The 14,867-nt window shown below is 65.6% G+C and carries 16 protein-coding genes and 1 pseudogene; 7 read left to right on the top strand and 10 right to left on the bottom strand.

Going from position 1 to position 14,867, the window contains the following annotated elements; genetic code table 11:
* The first annotated feature begins 28 nt into the window (after window positions 1-28).
* Together H0264_RS21975 and H0264_RS21970 are read left to right on the top strand one after the other, a co-directional pair.
* Complete coding sequence (locus tag H0264_RS21975; RefSeq protein WP_181579276.1) at window positions 29-235, top strand: hypothetical protein; 207 nt, start codon at window positions 29-31, stop codon at window positions 233-235.
* 152 nt (window positions 236-387) lie between these two features.
* Window positions 388-1,764, top strand: a complete 1,377-nt coding sequence (locus H0264_RS21970; RefSeq protein WP_244975911.1) for a DUF1254 domain-containing protein — start codon at window positions 388-390, stop codon at window positions 1,762-1,764.
* Window positions 1,765-1,915: 151 nt separating this feature from the next.
* Here H0264_RS21970 and H0264_RS21965 read toward each other — a convergent pair whose 3' ends face one another.
* The 4 genes from H0264_RS21965 to H0264_RS21950 form a co-directional block, all read right to left on the bottom strand.
* Window positions 1,916-2,260, bottom strand: a complete 345-nt coding sequence (locus H0264_RS21965) for a hypothetical protein (RefSeq protein WP_181579275.1) — start codon at window positions 2,258-2,260, stop codon at window positions 1,916-1,918.
* Window positions 2,261-2,420: 160 nt separating this feature from the next.
* Window positions 2,421-2,987, bottom strand: a complete 567-nt coding sequence (locus H0264_RS21960; RefSeq protein ID WP_220139807.1) for a suppressor of fused domain protein — start codon at window positions 2,985-2,987, stop codon at window positions 2,421-2,423.
* Between the two features lie 145 nt (window positions 2,988-3,132).
* Complete coding sequence (locus tag H0264_RS21955) at window positions 3,133-3,855, bottom strand: DUF6461 domain-containing protein (RefSeq protein ID WP_244975910.1); 723 nt, start codon at window positions 3,853-3,855, stop codon at window positions 3,133-3,135.
* A gap of 399 nt (window positions 3,856-4,254) precedes the next feature.
* Window positions 4,255-4,800, bottom strand: a complete 546-nt coding sequence (locus H0264_RS21950; RefSeq protein WP_181579272.1) for a TY-Chap domain-containing protein — start codon at window positions 4,798-4,800, stop codon at window positions 4,255-4,257.
* A 755-nt stretch (window positions 4,801-5,555) separates the two neighbouring features.
* Between H0264_RS21950 and H0264_RS21945 the strand changes: the two genes are divergently transcribed.
* Together H0264_RS21945 and H0264_RS21940 are read left to right on the top strand one after the other, a co-directional pair.
* Window positions 5,556-5,876 (top strand): putative quinol monooxygenase, encoded by a 321-nt coding sequence (locus H0264_RS21945; protein WP_181579271.1) that lies wholly within the window; start codon window positions 5,556-5,558, stop codon window positions 5,874-5,876.
* Window positions 5,863-7,065 carry a helix-turn-helix domain-containing protein gene (locus tag H0264_RS21940; protein ID WP_181579270.1) on the top strand — a complete coding sequence of 401 codons (1,203 nt, stop codon included), beginning with the start codon at window positions 5,863-5,865 and terminating at the stop codon, window positions 7,063-7,065. Before H0264_RS21945 ends, H0264_RS21940 begins: the two co-directional genes overlap by 14 nt.
* Window positions 7,066-7,254: 189 nt before the next feature.
* On the opposite strand, the gene H0264_RS21935 is transcribed toward H0264_RS21940, so the two are convergent.
* Complete coding sequence (locus tag H0264_RS21935) at window positions 7,255-7,626, bottom strand: hypothetical protein (protein ID WP_181579269.1); 372 nt, start codon at window positions 7,624-7,626, stop codon at window positions 7,255-7,257.
* Between the two features lie 330 nt (window positions 7,627-7,956).
* Here H0264_RS21935 and H0264_RS21930 point away from each other — a divergent pair, with 330 nt between their 5' ends.
* Window positions 7,957-8,478 (top strand): hypothetical protein, encoded by a 522-nt coding sequence (locus H0264_RS21930; RefSeq protein ID WP_181579268.1) that lies wholly within the window; start codon window positions 7,957-7,959, stop codon window positions 8,476-8,478.
* A 1-nt stretch (window position 8,479) separates the two neighbouring features.
* Here the strand turns inward: H0264_RS21930 and H0264_RS21925 are convergent, their stop codons facing one another.
* Entirely contained in the window at window positions 8,480-9,292 is an 813-nt protein-coding gene (locus tag H0264_RS21925) for an amidohydrolase family protein (RefSeq protein WP_181579267.1), read from the bottom strand.
* Between the two features lie 38 nt (window positions 9,293-9,330).
* On the opposite strand from H0264_RS21925, the gene H0264_RS21920 reads away from it, so the two are divergent.
* Window positions 9,331-9,789: a MarR family winged helix-turn-helix transcriptional regulator gene (locus tag H0264_RS21920; protein ID WP_181579266.1), complete on the top strand. Its 459-nt coding sequence runs from the start codon at window positions 9,331-9,333 to the stop codon at window positions 9,787-9,789.
* Window positions 9,790-9,822: 33 nt separating this feature from the next.
* Here the strand turns inward: H0264_RS21920 and H0264_RS21915 are convergent, their stop codons facing one another.
* The 3 genes and pseudogenes from H0264_RS21915 to H0264_RS21900 all read right to left on the bottom strand — a co-directional run bounded on the left by H0264_RS21915 (window position 9,823) and on the right by H0264_RS21900 (window position 12,571).
* Window positions 9,823-10,584, bottom strand: a complete 762-nt coding sequence (locus H0264_RS21915) for a lysophospholipid acyltransferase family protein (protein WP_181579265.1) — start codon at window positions 10,582-10,584, stop codon at window positions 9,823-9,825.
* A 66-nt stretch (window positions 10,585-10,650) separates the two neighbouring features.
* Window positions 10,651-11,854, bottom strand: a pseudogene (locus H0264_RS38720) (serine hydrolase domain-containing protein).
* Window positions 11,855-12,052: 198 nt separating this feature from the next.
* Complete coding sequence (locus H0264_RS21900; RefSeq protein WP_181579262.1) at window positions 12,053-12,571, bottom strand: SRPBCC family protein; 519 nt, start codon at window positions 12,569-12,571, stop codon at window positions 12,053-12,055.
* Window positions 12,572-12,667: 96 nt separating this feature from the next.
* On the opposite strand from H0264_RS21900, the gene H0264_RS21895 reads away from it, so the two are divergent.
* Window positions 12,668-13,267: a TetR/AcrR family transcriptional regulator gene (locus tag H0264_RS21895; RefSeq protein WP_181579261.1), complete on the top strand. Its 600-nt coding sequence runs from the start codon at window positions 12,668-12,670 to the stop codon at window positions 13,265-13,267.
* A gap of 75 nt (window positions 13,268-13,342) precedes the next feature.
* Here the strand turns inward: H0264_RS21895 and H0264_RS21890 are convergent, their stop codons facing one another.
* Window positions 13,343-14,842 (bottom strand): endoglycoceramidase I, encoded by a 1,500-nt coding sequence (locus H0264_RS21890; RefSeq protein WP_181579260.1) that lies wholly within the window; start codon window positions 14,840-14,842, stop codon window positions 13,343-13,345.
* Window positions 14,843-14,867: the final 25 nt, after the last annotated feature.

The following is a 14,867-nucleotide window of genomic DNA, read 5'->3' as shown; positions in this document are numbered from 1 at the left end:
ACCCGCCGTATCCCCGGGAAGGCTTCCGATGACCTCCACACCGCACACCACTCTCGCGCCCGAACAGAGCGAATTCACCGCGGCACGCGCCGCCGAGAAGGCCGCCTGCGCTCGGCAGAACGCCTCGGCGGCCATCACCGTAGCCAGTCACGCCCTGGACGCCGAGGACTGCAAATACCTGCTGGCAATGCTCGGGTTGGATGCCACCGGCCAGGAAGCCGCCTGCGAGGAATAGCACCGAGCCGCGCGCTGCCCTACTTCCACGCGCCGCCTCGATCCCCTCAGCCCACGTGCGGCCCATTCACCGGGATCCGCCGGGCTTCGCAGTGCGGCCTTGGTCGATCTTGTGCCATCATTCGGCGCGCAGGTTCACCGAGAGGATCCGAGATGACCGGCCGGCGGCCGATTTCCCGACGTTCGATGCTCGCACTCGGCGCGGCCGCCCTCGCCGGTTCCGGGCTGAGCGTGCGGGCCGGGCACGCGAGTGCCGACACCGACGTGCTGGCAACCGCCGTGCAGGCCTACATCTTCGGCTATCCCCTGGTGCTGATGGACGCCTCCCGCGAGGCCGCGGCCGCGCACCTGCCGGTCAACACCATCGCCCACGCCACCGCTCTGCCCACCCCCGACAGCACCTACGTGGTCCGCCCCAACCTCGACACGCTGTACTCGCTGGCCTGGCTCGATCTGCGCAAAGAGCCTGTGCTGCTGAGTGTTCCGGCCATGCCGGACCGCTACTGGCTGATGCAGGTGCTCGACATGTGGACCAACAGTTTCCAGGACCCGAGCAGCATCGACCCGCGCACCACCAGCGCCCCCTACACCTACGCGGTCACCGGCCCGACCTGGAACGGCAGCCTGCCCGCAGGTATCACTCCCCTGCCGGTCGCCACCGATACCGCCTGGCTCATCGGCCGCATCCAGTCCAAAGGCGCAGGAGACATCCCCGCCGTCAACGAGATACAGCAGCAGCTGCGCCTGAGCCCGCTGAGCACCTGGAGTTCCGCAGGCCCCGGCGCGACCATCACGGGCATGCAACAACTCGGCGGCGCAACCAAACCCCCGGACATCGTCGCAGCCATGGACGCCCCCACCTATTTCCAGCGCCTCTGCACGATCATGGCCGACAACCCGCCCGCCGCCGAAGACGCCCCCGCCCTTGCACGTTTCGCCACCCTCGGCATCACCCCCGGCCGCTACACCGCCACCGCACCCCGAGCCCTGCTCGACCTCGCCGCCGAACTGGCCAAACGCCAGATCACCACAAGCTTCTACAGCAGCATCCTCACCGGCGCCGAAAACCGCTGGTTCACACCAGAAGTCATAGGCGTCTACGGCACCGACTACCTCTCCCGCGCCGCCATAGCCCACACCGGCCTCGGCGCCAACCTCCCCCGAGACGCCATCTACCTCAACACCCTCGGCGTGGCCACCCCCACCCTCCGCTACCGTCTTCACTTCCCCGCCGGCCAAACCCCACCCAACAACGCCTTCTGGTCCATCACCGCCTACACCAGCGGCGGCTACCTCGTCCCCAACGAAGCCGCCACCTACGCCGTAGGCTCCACCACAGTCCACCCCAACCCCGACGGTTCGATCGACCTCGCCATCCAACCCACCGCCCCCGACGCGTCTGTCCCCCAAGGCAACTGGCTCCCCATCCCCACCCAAGGCCAATTCACCCTCACCATGCGCATCTACGCCCCGAAGCCAGAAGCCCTCGACGGCACCTGGCAACCCCCGGCACTGATGCCCCTGCTCTGAGCTCGAGATTCAACCTCTGAGCCCGCGGGGCGATCTCCGCAGACATCGTGTGGCAGGACGGCCGGGCACATGGGTTCTCAACGAACGTGTTCCAGATTCTCGACGCAGGTCGATCATGGCGATGGCGGCCGCCCATCCTGTAATGCCGATGTCAGGGCGGGCTGCGACGTGTGTCAGGCGGCGGGAGAAGCGGTTCGCTGGATTGCCAAATGATCGGACAGGGCACCCTGGATTCAGCCGCTTTTCGTGCCTCCTCAACCGAATGGTGCGGTCCGGAGTCAGGCCAGAACGGCGCCTCGTCGCGCAGGGCTTTGAAGGAGACGTAGTAGGCGTGCCCGGTCGGATCGAGAAGCGGTTCTTCGTCCGCGTCGAGCGTGCCGTCTTCCTTGCCCAGCTCGTACCAGAAGTCGTGGTCGAGACGGACGACGAACACCGGTGTGGCGATGAGATTGTCATACAGCCATGAACCTGTAGCGACGATATCCCGACCATTCATGATGACCAGATGTTACGCGGGAGTTGGGAGGGTACCGGCTTCGATGCCTGGCCAACGTCCTGAAATGCCGCTGATCGGGCCGCTTGAAGAGGCCGCGGCGGACCGCCAGTCGGGCCAGAACGACTGTGACGCAGCACCTCCGGTATCGGCCAGCCCGTGTTCAGCGGATCGATGGTCGACCGGCGTCCGTGACGTGCACCGCGTGCGCCTCGAAGAGATCTTCGAGCGCTGGGGTTCCCTCGGTTTCGGCGTACCGGAATTCAGCAGGGGTGATGGGTACCAGCCAGAGCAGCTGTACCCGTTCACCATTCGCGAGTCCGCACCATTCGAGCTCTGGCCCCCACGGGTACGGAAGGTTGACCATGAACCCCTCGGCCAGGGATTCCCGCAGCCAAGGTCGTCCCAGGTTGATCAAACGCCCCAGGTGCAGTGGATGCGCTGTTGTCGCATGATGATGGGCGATGACCGCGAGCGACTCGACATGCGCGGGCGATTCCACCGGGGACTCGATGACGAACTCCACACGCTGTCCGGCATGGATCTCGAACGCCCCGATCGATACGTAGGTCCAGCCCTGGTCGGGGTTGGACGGTGCCAGTCGGCGTACCCGGAATCTGGGCAGAACCTGTCCGATCGGCCCGGCGGCCCATTGGAAGTCCTCGAACTCGCGGTCCGGCCAGAATCGCCGCAGGTGAAGGTCGAGGGCGTGGTAGTCATGTTCACTCACGGCGTTCACGAGGAAGTTCTACCTGCCATTGCAGACATCCGCACATGCCGCGTAGCGCCCTCATCCGACGGTCATTGTCCGTGGATGTCGAGCGGACCGAGATGCGTTCTACGACTTCAGCGGTCGCATCAGCAAGCGCGCGGGGTCAAGCGGCAGTGTGATCGGGAGGCGTCCATCGGTAGTCGGTGGGGCCGATGAGCATGGGCTGGTCCAGCATGTCTGCCGTGAACGACACTCCGGTGACCTTTGCCGCCAGGGCGAAGGCTCTCGGCACGGGGCTGCTGTAGCTGATGTCCCAGGGGTCGTAGTCGCTCTCGTCGTCCTCGGGGTCAGAAATATGGTCATTGTCGGTCAGGTCCGGCTCCAGATCCATGCTCAGCTCGCGCATGTAGTCGTTGAGCCGGTCAGGGTCGCAGCCCCAACGGTCATGCGGGTGCTCCAGTCGATGGCCGGTCACGATCGTCCCGTCGACCGCGTACTCGAGGCTGTGCTCGGCGTAGCCGTGGATGGTGATCGCCAGGACCGAACAGCCTCGCGATAACTCGGCCAGCGCCGTGCGGTCGGTCATCCACCACCCGACCGGTTCGATGGCCACACTCCATGCACCGGCCCGAAACACGCCCACGTGACCGCCGCCGTGCACGCCGCCAGTCTTGGCGAGGAACTCGGCCACCCTGTGGTTGAGCCCTTCGAAGTCCGAGCCCTGGCCGGAGTCGTTGCCTTTGCTGAAGCGGCGCACCACCTCCGACGGGTCCAGGTCGTGGAAGAACCCGACGCTGAAGATCTCGCCCAGCGGCTCCGCTCGGCTCTCGGATGCGTCGAGCCACCGAAATGATGTCAGGGGGTCGGTTGTCGCCATATCGGTCATGGTGGCAGACCCCGCCGACAACAATTCGATCGTCTGGAATGCCTGATCGGCGCACTGTCTTCAGCATGGAGTTCCTTGGCTCCGTTGACATCCGAGCGGCTCACTGGGCCGATCCGCGAGAGTCGGCAGATCGCCGGATTTGCTACCACTGGCAACCATCACTGAAATGCCGCTATCCGTCGTTCGTTGACGCAGTATCGGCCGATCGGCGTTCTAAGCTCAAGCTGAGTGCTCGTGAACAATCGCCCCAACGGCGCCGTAGCACGACGAATCCGGTGAGCGGTTCGCGGCGGCGGACGATTTCCAGGGTTGACACCAGCTTCTGGTGTGCCCAGCCGACGAGATGTCCGCGGTAGCCGCCCCGGCGAGCAATGGTGCTATCGGCTCGTCACCAGTCGACTATTGACGAACTCGAAGTCCCATCGCGGAGACGTCCGGGGTCTCTCCGAAATTCTGGCTACCTATCTCGAGTGAGAGCTCTTGCGGCTCCTGCACTTTGAGCACATCTCGCAAGGCGGAGGCCGTCGCTCCCGCAACCTTGCGGAACTGATCTTCGGCGATCGGAGGCTGAAGGTAGAGCTCCCAGGAGTATTTGCCTGCCTTCCACCCCAATTTCCCCATCGCCGCCTCATCGTCAGAGGACATCCGGTATCTCTCGTCGAGGTCATCGTTGCTTGCGATCTCGCACAGGATGTCACGGCTGAAGCCGACACCGAACCGCGCGAATCGGCCCCCGTCGGCTTCCAACACGATCCAGTCGCTGTCGCACATGGCGGTCAACATCAACGTCAACCGTGCTGTGAAGTTCCCCCAGTCGGTCACCGCCGCACCACCATCGGGCAGAAGGTCTCGCGCGGGCCGGCCCGGAACCCGCGGGTAGTAAACAGCGCTACCGTGGACCACGATCGTGTTCTTCCACTCGGATTCGTCGTAGAGCCTCAACACGGTATCGATCGCATCCGAAAGGTCTGAACAGGCAGAGGCCCGTTCCGGACGACGCGAATTCCGTACACCGGGCAGCCATCGCACAGAGTCATGCTCCCTCACCGGCGGTCAAGCCAGAGCGCATCACTCTCCCGTCCCTTCAGCCGCTTCCTCGCGTACTTGCGCGAGAAAGACCTTCGCGGCGCGCACTCTCGGGCACGGGGGTTCGCAGGAGGCGTGAATGATCAAGATGCCCTCTGCACGTCGCACGCCTTCAACGTATGAATCGTCGCAGCAATCGTTGACCCAGCTCATCGTCCTGTTGCCCGTTCCACGCGGCTGTCGGGCCGAATTCGGCCATGCTCCACCAGCACCCAGTAGGCCGCACGCTTTCGCTCGCAGCTCTCGATGCTGCACGGGCGGTGCATCTGCATCGTGTCGTGTGCCTGAGCCACGGTGAGCGGAGCGTCGGGAACGCTGTGCGACCAGGCGGACAACCACGAATCCATCTGCAGGACCGCAGAATCCGGCGAGCACTCGTCGATCAACCGCCGACGAATGGCGGCAACTGTGAACTCATCACGGCCCGAGTGACGGCCGGTTACCGGACCCACACGATGTAGACCCGCGTATCGAGCGAGGAAAGCCACCAAGCACAAGGAAGTAACAACAGCGGCGAACATCGAAGTGTGGATCATGCGGGATCGGCTGCGCGGTCGTACGCGGACCGTACGATCAGGCGCAGGCAGTGATGGGACCGCTCAAAGGAGCTTTCGATGTACGCGCTGGTTGTACGGTTCGAGCTGAAGGACACCGCGAGCGCCCAGGCGTTCGACACCTTGGTCGCCGAAACAGTCAGGGGAATAGCGGATTTCGAGCCCGGAACCTTGGTGTACGCGACTCACGAGGTCGACGGCGAACCGCTGGCGCGGATCTTCTACGAGGTCTATCGCGATCGCGAGGCGTTCGAGGAGCACGAACGCCAGCCGCACACCCTCCAATTCCTTTCACAGCGGGAACTTCTCGTGATCGACACCCGCGTCGAGTTCCTCACCCCCGCGGACAGCAAGGGAATCCCTGCCGATGCCGGACGCTGAAGCGCTCGAACTGGGGCGCAAGATCGCCCAGTATCGAACGCGAAACGGATTGTCGCAGAAGGAATTCGCGCCGCTCGTCGACCGCTCCGAAGCGTGGATTTCCCAAGTCGAACGCGGATTGCGGAAGGTTCCGCGTCTCGATGTGCTGGAACGCATTGCGCAGGTGCTCGATATTCCGATCGGAGAATTGGCACCTGGCGCGCCTGCGGTCGCCGCGGATCAAGCTCCGCCGGAGGCCGTTCCACTGCGATTGCTGTTGAGCGAAAATTTCGCCCTCACCGCGCTGGCCGCAGACCCACAAACGTCCTCGGGCACAACGCTGCGCGCCGAAACCGAACGCGCGTGGCTGCTGGCACACGAATCTCGGTACGACGAGCTGGTTTCCCTGCTCGAATCATTACTGCCGAGGTTGGAGGTGGCAGCGCTGTCCACGGACGATCCCTCCGATGTCTTCGTCATGCTGGCACGCAGCTACCACGCCTGTTCGGCAGCACTCACCAAACTCCAACAGTTCGATTCGGCATGGGTAGCCGCAGACCGCGCCATCAACGCCGCGACCCGAGCTCACAACCCCCTACTGATGGCCGAAGGAGCATTCCGCCTCACCCTCGTCTTCCAGGGCGCACAGCGGTTCGAACAGGCCGCGCACGCTGCTACCACCGCCAGGGCTGCCATGGAATCACTTGCAGAGCAAGACATTCCGGAAGCATTGAGCATCTGGGGTGCGCTGACCCTGCAATTGGCCATGATCGCCGCGCGCACCGACCGCGCAGCGGACGCACGAACCTACCTGGATGAAGCAGCTCATGCCGCCGCGCGTCTCGGCGCGGACCGAAACGACTACAACACCGAATTCGGTCCGACGAATGTCCGACTGCACGAGGTCGCCGCCGCAGTCGAATTGGGCGATGCGGGAACGGCGATCAGACTCGCGGAAGGCATCGACGCGGTGCACTTGGCCAGTGAACGCCGCGGCCGCCTGGCCATCGACCTCGCGCGCGCCTGGACACAACGGCGAAAGGTGCCCCAGGCCCTGGCCGCACTCGAGGACGCCTGGTCGATCACGCCCGAACAGGTCTCCGCCGACCCTATCGTCCACACCTGTGTCCGCGACCTACTGAGGATCGGACCACATCCGACACCCGATCTCATCGCCTTCGCCGCGCGACTCGGAACGCCGTCCGGATGACTGTGTCCCGCGCGGGTTACGTTGCAGGCATAGAACTTCGGCAAAGCTGCTGCACCATGCGGGCAGCCCCGGCCACCGCGTATTCGACCAGCCGGTCGCAGCGGATGACGCCGTGGGACGCCACCCGAACCGTGGATATCCTCGCCACGATCCAGGCGTAGGGGGGTGGCGACCCACGCTCGCCCGCGATCAGGAGCAGTTGGAAACCGAAGGCCACCAGGAGCCGATGTTGGATCGGGAAGTCCAGCCTCGGACACCTGATTGGTTTTGGACGTACACCCACAGGTTGCCGGAGTTGTTCCATTCGGTGCAGAAGACCTTGATGGATGAGCCCTCGGGCGTGGTGCTTCCGGGCTTCTTGGAGCAGCTCGTGGAGTTTCCGTCGTAGAGGTTGTAGCTGCTGTAGGGGCCATCCATCACCGCGTTGGACGGCTGTTTGCTCGAGGTGTCGACCGTCCAGCCGCACGCTTGCTGAGCGTGGGCGGCGGGTGTGCCGACAAACACCGATACTCCGGTCGAGGCGATGGTTGCCGCGGCTGCGAGCAGAACTCTTGTCTTCATGTGATTCTCATTCGCTGAACATCCAAGCGAACGCTCGCTTGGTGCACGAGAACGTATGTCCCGCTACGCGTTTGCCTCAATCCCATGAATCTCAGGGCATCGATTATGCTGAAGCACGATTCACGGTGCGGTAGCATCGCCCCCAAAAACCCAGCCCCGACCAGCGATAGCCGATCGCTCTCCAGGTGAGAGTCCGCACGTGCGGACAGTGTTCGCCGGCAGTTTCATTAGAGTTCGATGATCGAACTTTCGGGAAAGAGGACACCGTTGACCAGCGCAGGCCGCCACCGGCGAGAATCGCAGAGCTCAGCCGCACTCCGGACCGTCGCCGTGACGGTGCCGTCCGCACTGATGGTGGCCGGCGCCACGGGGACCGCCTCGGCTCAACCGGCGCCCGCGCCCGTGACCGTGCAATCCCTTGTCGCACAGTCCGATTCCACTCCGATCGCCGCGAGCGCTCCGGCACCGGCGGTACAGCCGATCGCGTACTACCTGCCGGAGGGTCCGACCGCTGAACCCGCTGTGTCGCAGCCGATCACCGAATCGGCGGTACAGCCGGTTGCCCTCTACACGCCCCAGGACAATGGCGCGGTGATCGGCGGCGGCATCGGCACCGCGGCCGGCGCGGTCCTCGGCGGGGTCGGCGGCGGCGTAGTCGGGATCGGCGTGGGCGCGGTCGCGGGCGGACTGATCGGCTCGGTCCCGGGCGCTCTGATCGGCGCTGTCGTCGGCGGCGTGATCGGCACCGGGCTGGGTGCAACGGCGGGCGCGGGCACCGGCGGGGTCATCGGCGCGGGAACGGGCGCGGGAATCGCCGCCAACGACCTGACCGCCTTCCCCTACATCCTCTGATTCACAGCCCGAAGACGCGCGCCGCGTTCCCACCGAGGAACAAGGCGCGCGTTTCGTCGTCGAGGTGCAACTCGTCGAGTTTCCGCAGGCAGCGTTCGGCCGACAGCATCGGCCAGTTGGTGCCGAACAATACGCGGGTCCGGCCGGGACCCCGCAGATAGTCGACCAAGCCCTGCGGCAGCCGATGCACCGCGTAGGCCGAGGTGTCGACGTAGAAGTTCGGATACTTCATCGCCAGCGAGAGCACCTCGTCGATCCAGGGATAGCCGACGTGACCTCCCACCACGACCAAGTCGGGAAATTCCAGTAGGACGGTGTCCAGATAGGGAATCGGCCGCCCCGGCTCGGACGGACACAGCGGACCGGTATGCCCGATCTGCGTGCAGAACGGAATATTCAGCTCGACGCACTCCGCGAGCAGCGGATAGTAGCGTCGATCGTCCGGCGGCAGATTCCACAGCCACGGCACGACGCGCAACGCCACCATGCCGAGATCGTTTACCGCGCGCCGTAATTCGCGCACCGCCTGCACCGGATAGCGCAGATCGACGGAAGCGACGCCGACGAACCGATCCGGATGGGCCCGCACATGCGCGGCGGTTTCGTCATTGTCGATCAGCGGGCCGTTCGGACCGAACCAGCTGCACAGCAGCGCCTGATCGACCCCCGCCTCGTCCATTGCGGCCAGGGTGGCGGACACCGGCGGCGGTTCACTCATTGTCTGCCGAGTCCAGCGGAGCAGGGTGGAAAGCCACGGCTGTGCCACGAACCGCGCATTGGGATGTTGTGCCCAGGCATCGATGGTGCGAGTCATATCCGGCACAGTACTTCACTAGTGTAGTATCGGCAATCATGAATTCCCCCAACAGATCTCCCGCACAAAGCCAGCGCGTCTACTTTCAGCTGCAGACAGCGGCGACCGCGCTGCGCGGCCTGGCGGACGAGCTGTTCCAAGCGGCGGGAGGCATTACGACAGCGCAAGCCGCGGCCCTGTCGGTGATCGTGCGCGACCCCGGATGCAGCCAGCGCACAGTGGCAAGCCTGCTCCGCCAACGCGAATCGGCGATCACCGCCATGGCGAACCGATTGGCCGCGGCGGGCTTGGTCGAACGCAGGGCCAGCCGCACGGACGCGCGCGCCTGGGAACTATGGCCGACGCAAGCGGGCAAAGACGCGATGACACAACTGGGTACGGCCCGGACGGAACTGAACACACTCATCGAATCGGCCGTGGGATCCGACCAGATCGAGAATTTCGCAGCCGCCCTCACCCGCCTCGTATCCGCAATGGACAACACCGAATTCGACTGACGCCACCGCACCCATCGCCACCCGCCGCTTCGCTCAGTAGCTCGCGACCGCGCCGTCGAGCGCGGCCTGCAGTTCATCGCGCACCACGTCCATGATGTCGGCGGGTTGGGACGGTAGTTCGCCGACCGGCGTCCGGAAGTAGAAGCTGGCCGAGTGGACATCGGCCTTGCTCAGTTCGGCGGCGGGATCCGGCCGGGGGCCATAGCTGAGTCCGAGGCTGACCAGCACCGGGTTCGCGCCGAGTTCGCGAGCGCGACAGACGATGTGCCCGATACCACCGCCGAGATCGAGCACCCGCGTGTGGTCGACATAGTTGCAGGTGCCCTCGGGGAACAGGGCGACGCTATCGCCACGCGCCAGCACCACCGCGCAGGTGTCGATCAACCGCTCCGACGCGGCCTTCACCGAGAGGCTCTCATGATCCTTGCTGCGAAATACCGGCATGCCGCCCATCATGTCGAGGGTGTTCCGGAGCGCGGGATCGGCGAACACCTCATGTTTGGCCAGCACCCTGGTGTGCCCGATGACGGGCCGCAACGGACTGCGCCACGCCGCCCCGCTCACCGTGTAGGGATCCTGCTCCGAGAGGTGATTGATGGCGATGACCAGTGGCCGACCCTCGGAAATGAAGTCCCGCAGCCCTTTCCGCGCTCCTGCCGCGAAGCCCACCCGCGGCGCGAAGCGACGCCCGAGCAACCAGTACGCCGCCTTCGCCTTCAGCAGGTTCTGCCGGTGATCGCGGTAGTAGTCGTACACGGCGCCGTAGTTCTCGAGGGTGACCGCAGGCGGCTTCATGCCAACAGCGTATCTCCAGCAAACAGTCGCGGGCAGCGGCGCCGGTGATGCGCCCGGTAAGCGGGATCAGGCCGTGGGCCGCAGTTGCGACGGGATGCGGTCTTGTCGTGCGCGGGCCGCACGGACTATCGGGGTGAGCAGCCGGGTGAGGACGAACTGGTCACGGGGCAGGCGCAGCGCCTCGGGGAGCCAGTTGTGGACGAAGCCGACGGCGAGGCCGCTGTCGAGGTCGGCCCAGCCGCCCGAACCGACGAATCCGATGTGTCCGAACCCCTTGGGCGCGCCGGGGATGGGGAACGAGTGGTAGCCCAGGCGCCAGCCCATCGGCAGCAACAGGTTCCGGTCGGGCAGCGGGGTCTGCAGGCGCAGGATCGCGTCGATGCGGCGGCGTGAGAACAGGCGGGTTCCGGTGGCGAGGGCATCGTAGACCCCGGCGACCGCACGGGCGGTGAAAACGCCGTTCGCACCGGGCATTTCACTGCGCAGCAGGGCCGGCTCCGGGCCGAGTGCCATCGTCGCTACGCCGGAGGTGTAGACGGAGCGGATGAAACCGGTGCCGGGGACCACAGGTGTGCGCGAGGCGGTCCGCAGCAGCTGGTCGGCATTGCGTAGCCCGAAAGGTGTTGCCGAACCGAAGGATTCGGCGACCTCGGTGTCCGCCGCGGCGGGCGGGGCGCCGAGGTGCAGGCCGGTGATGCCCAGCGGCTCCGCCAGTTGCGTTCGATACAGCTCGGCCATCCCTTTTCCGGTGACCGCGCGCGCCAAACCCGCTGCCAGCCAGCCGAAGCTGATCGCATGGTAGGCGGGCAGCATGCGCAGCGGGTCGGGGCGGGCGGCGGCCAGTCGCTCCTCCATCAGGTGATGATCGAGCAATTCGTCCAGATTCCCGGCCAGCGAACCGATTTCGGCCAGCCCGGCACGGTGGCTCAGCAGTTCGGCAACGGTGATCTTCCGCTTGCCGCGCGCCGAACTCCGGCCAGTATTCGGCGACGGGCGCGTGGTAGTCGATCAGACCACGCGCGGCCAGGGTGTGGACCACGGCGGCGGTGATGCCCTTGGATGTCGAATACGTCACGGCCGCAGTGTTTTCCCGCCACGGCCGGGTGCCCGCGGCATCGGCTGTGCCGGTCCACACGTCCACCACGCGACGCCCCCGGTGATATACGGCCAGCGCCCCGCCGCCGCGCCCGCCGGCGAAGAGATTCTCGAACGCGGCCACCGCTGCGGCGAATTCGGGTTCGGAGGTTCCGCGTACGGACGAATCCCCCATGTCATCGTCACGGTTCCGAGCCATCGGGACCACCTCGCCTGTCTTCGTCGACCAGCCAACCGCCACTCGCGTGGTGGTGTTCTGCCTCCACCCTACAATCGCCGGACGCTCGCCCGAGATGTCAGTACGCGATTGTGCGCAGGTCACGAAACCGCGCGTGGCATTTGGTATCGCGAGACAAACACGCCGTGCGTGCCGTCAGATCGAACCACCGCGCTCGGCCTCGGCCTTGATGTTCTCCAAGGTCTGGCGCATGCCCGCCCGCATGCTCGCGGTGAACGCCTCGTACCCACCCAGATACGTTTCGGTGAGTTTCTTCGACAGCGGCGATATTCCGTCCGGCGTCTCGCGCCGCTGCGTGAGCCGGGTGCCACCCGATTCGGTCCGCTCCAGCAGGAACGACCAGATCACCCAGTTCTCCTCGATGCGGAAGGCGAGTTCCCGCTCAGCCGTGCAGCGCACGATTTCACCGTGTGTCGTCCAGTCCAGACCGGCCTCGCTGTTGAGGCTGGTGAACTGCGCGCCCGATGCGATCTCCAGGTAGCCGCTGCGGAGCCTGGTCGAGCGCACCTGCGGACTCCAATCCGGCATCCGGCGAACATCTTTGACGAGTGCCCAGACTCGGTCGATCGGAGCATCGATCTCGATGCCGTCCTCCAGGACCGGCTCGGTCACCTGCTTGTCACTCGCTGCCACCGACGGCGGTTGGCCTGGCATATCGAACTCCTGACTATGCGATCGTTCGGTCGTAATCATGCTCGACCGTAGTGGAGGCCCGGCATTTACGTCCAGTCGGTCGTATAAAATCGCCGAATGATCGCTGGACCCCCGACCGACGGCCGGCGCGCCCGAGGTGACGCGACGCGGCGCACGGCCGCGCGCAAGGCCGCCGAGATCGCGACCACACACGGCCTCGACGCGATCACCGTGGGTGCGCTCGCTACCGCAACCGGATTGAGCAAGAGCGGAATCCTGACCGTCTTCCCCAATCGGGAAGCAATCCAGGTCGCGGCGGTCGCCGAAGCCAGGCGCATCTACCGCGAGACCGTCATCGCCCCCACATGGGATCGCGAACCGGGCGAACCCCGGCTACGCGCACTCGTCGACTCATGGATCGCCTACCTGAAGGCAGGCGTCTTCCCCGGCGGATGCTTCGTATCGGCCACCTCGGTCGAATACGGCCACCGCGACGGGCCGGTGGCGGACGCGGTACGAAGACTGAAGCGCGAGTGGCTCCAACTGCTCGAAGCCGAATTCACCGCAGCCGGATCCGCCAACCCCGCCGCGACCGCCTTCAAATTCGACGCCCTGCTCACAGCCGGCAACGTCCGCCGTGAATTGTTCGGCGACGACAGCGAATTGGACACCGCCCGCGACCTCGCCCTGGAAGTCCTGCGATACGACACCCGTTGAGAGCCCCGGCGCTTGAAGCGCCCGACACTGGCTGTCGCATTCGAAATGTGCATGCGGTGGGTATTCGGGCGGAGGCTAGGAGCCTGAGCCGGTTCCGCCCGAGCCGGACGCGGAGCCGGTGCCGACCGGACCGTCGGGGACGGTCGCGCCCGCGGAACCGGGACTGTTGACGTACACCGTGACCGGGCTCGAACCACTCGCTTCGACGGTCAGCACGCGCGCATCGGCGGACGAGGTCACCGTGCCGCCGTCGACACGGACCCGATAACCGTTGGGGTAGTGCAGATCCGAGACATAGATCTCGGTCGGCTTGCCGGTGGGGCGCGGGGTGTAGCGGTAGGCGAAGTCACCGGTGTCCGGATCGAAGATCATGCGTCCCGGCGTGCCCGAAGTGGCCTGTGGGTAGGTGCGCACGAGCCGGCGGCCGGCGTCACCGAGGAACGGATCGGACACGCCCCCGCCATATTGCCAGTAGTGCCAGCCGATGAACCGGTCGTCGGCATTGACAAGGGTATTCGCGAGCACTGTCGGATCGCCGTCGCCGAATTCGGTGACCAGCGTGGGGATTCCGGTGCGCTGGGCGAACGCGTCGATATTGCCCCAGGACTTGCCCTGCTGCAGCGGGCACAGGCCGCGCAGGAAAGCGGGCAGGCCACTGTAGATGGCCAGCTGGCTGGGAATGCAGTAGTCGTGCGGCGCGAAGGCGATACCGGGTCCGCTGATCGGCGGATTCTTGCCCAGATTGCTGGGCATGGTCTCGTTCCAGGTGACGTTCGGCTCCCAGAACACCGTCAGATCGCCGTTCTGGGCGCGTACCGCATCGGTCAACAGCTGCAGCGCCGCCTGGTACTTCCTGTCGAATCCACGGCAGCCGTTGGGGAAACACGACAGGAAGGCCGAGCCGGGCCAGGGCTCGTTGAGCAGTTCGATGCCCAGCGCACCCGGATGCCCTTTCATCGCGCCCGCCAGCGCGCCCAGCGCCTGCCCGAGGTAGTCGAGCACACCGTAGGTGTTGTCCCAGACCTCGTCCCAGCCCTCGTTCATGCTGGGCATGAGGTAGAACAGCGGAAACCCGGGATTGTTCTCCTCCGCCGCGGGCCGCGCGCGGATCGCCCATTCCGGAAAACCGTTGCCGCCCCAGATCTTCGACAGCCCGTCCTGATGATTGTCGAGCACGGTGTGGATCCCGTACTGCGCCAAGGTATCCACGACACCGGCCACGCGGTCCAGGTAGGCGGTGTCGACGACGCCGCGCGTGGGCATGAGCCCGTCGAAGTTGACCCCCAACCGCACCGTGTTGAATCCGTGCCGGGACAACAGCTCCGCGTCCTGGGCGGTGAGCGTGGTGCCCGGTCCGAAGTAGGGCGGTTCCTTGTTCACGCTGTTGACGCCGTGCAATAGGACGACCCGCCCGTGGGCGTCCACGAACCGGGATCCGTCGACGTGCAACGGTGACAGGGTGTCGGCAGCGGCCGAGGGTACGGGAGCGGTCAGCACACATCCGGCCGCGGCCACCAGCACTGCCAGCAACCGCGTCACCCACCGGATCCGGCGGGCGCCGTCGGCGATTGTCATTTCATGTTCTCCTGCATCGAGATCG

It is taken from the genome of Nocardia huaxiensis (assembly GCF_013744875.1).
Classification (GTDB): domain Bacteria; phylum Actinomycetota; class Actinomycetes; order Mycobacteriales; family Mycobacteriaceae; genus Nocardia; species Nocardia huaxiensis.
Note: the sequence above shows the minus strand (reverse complement) of the source record. Positions and strands in the feature narration are given on the sequence as shown.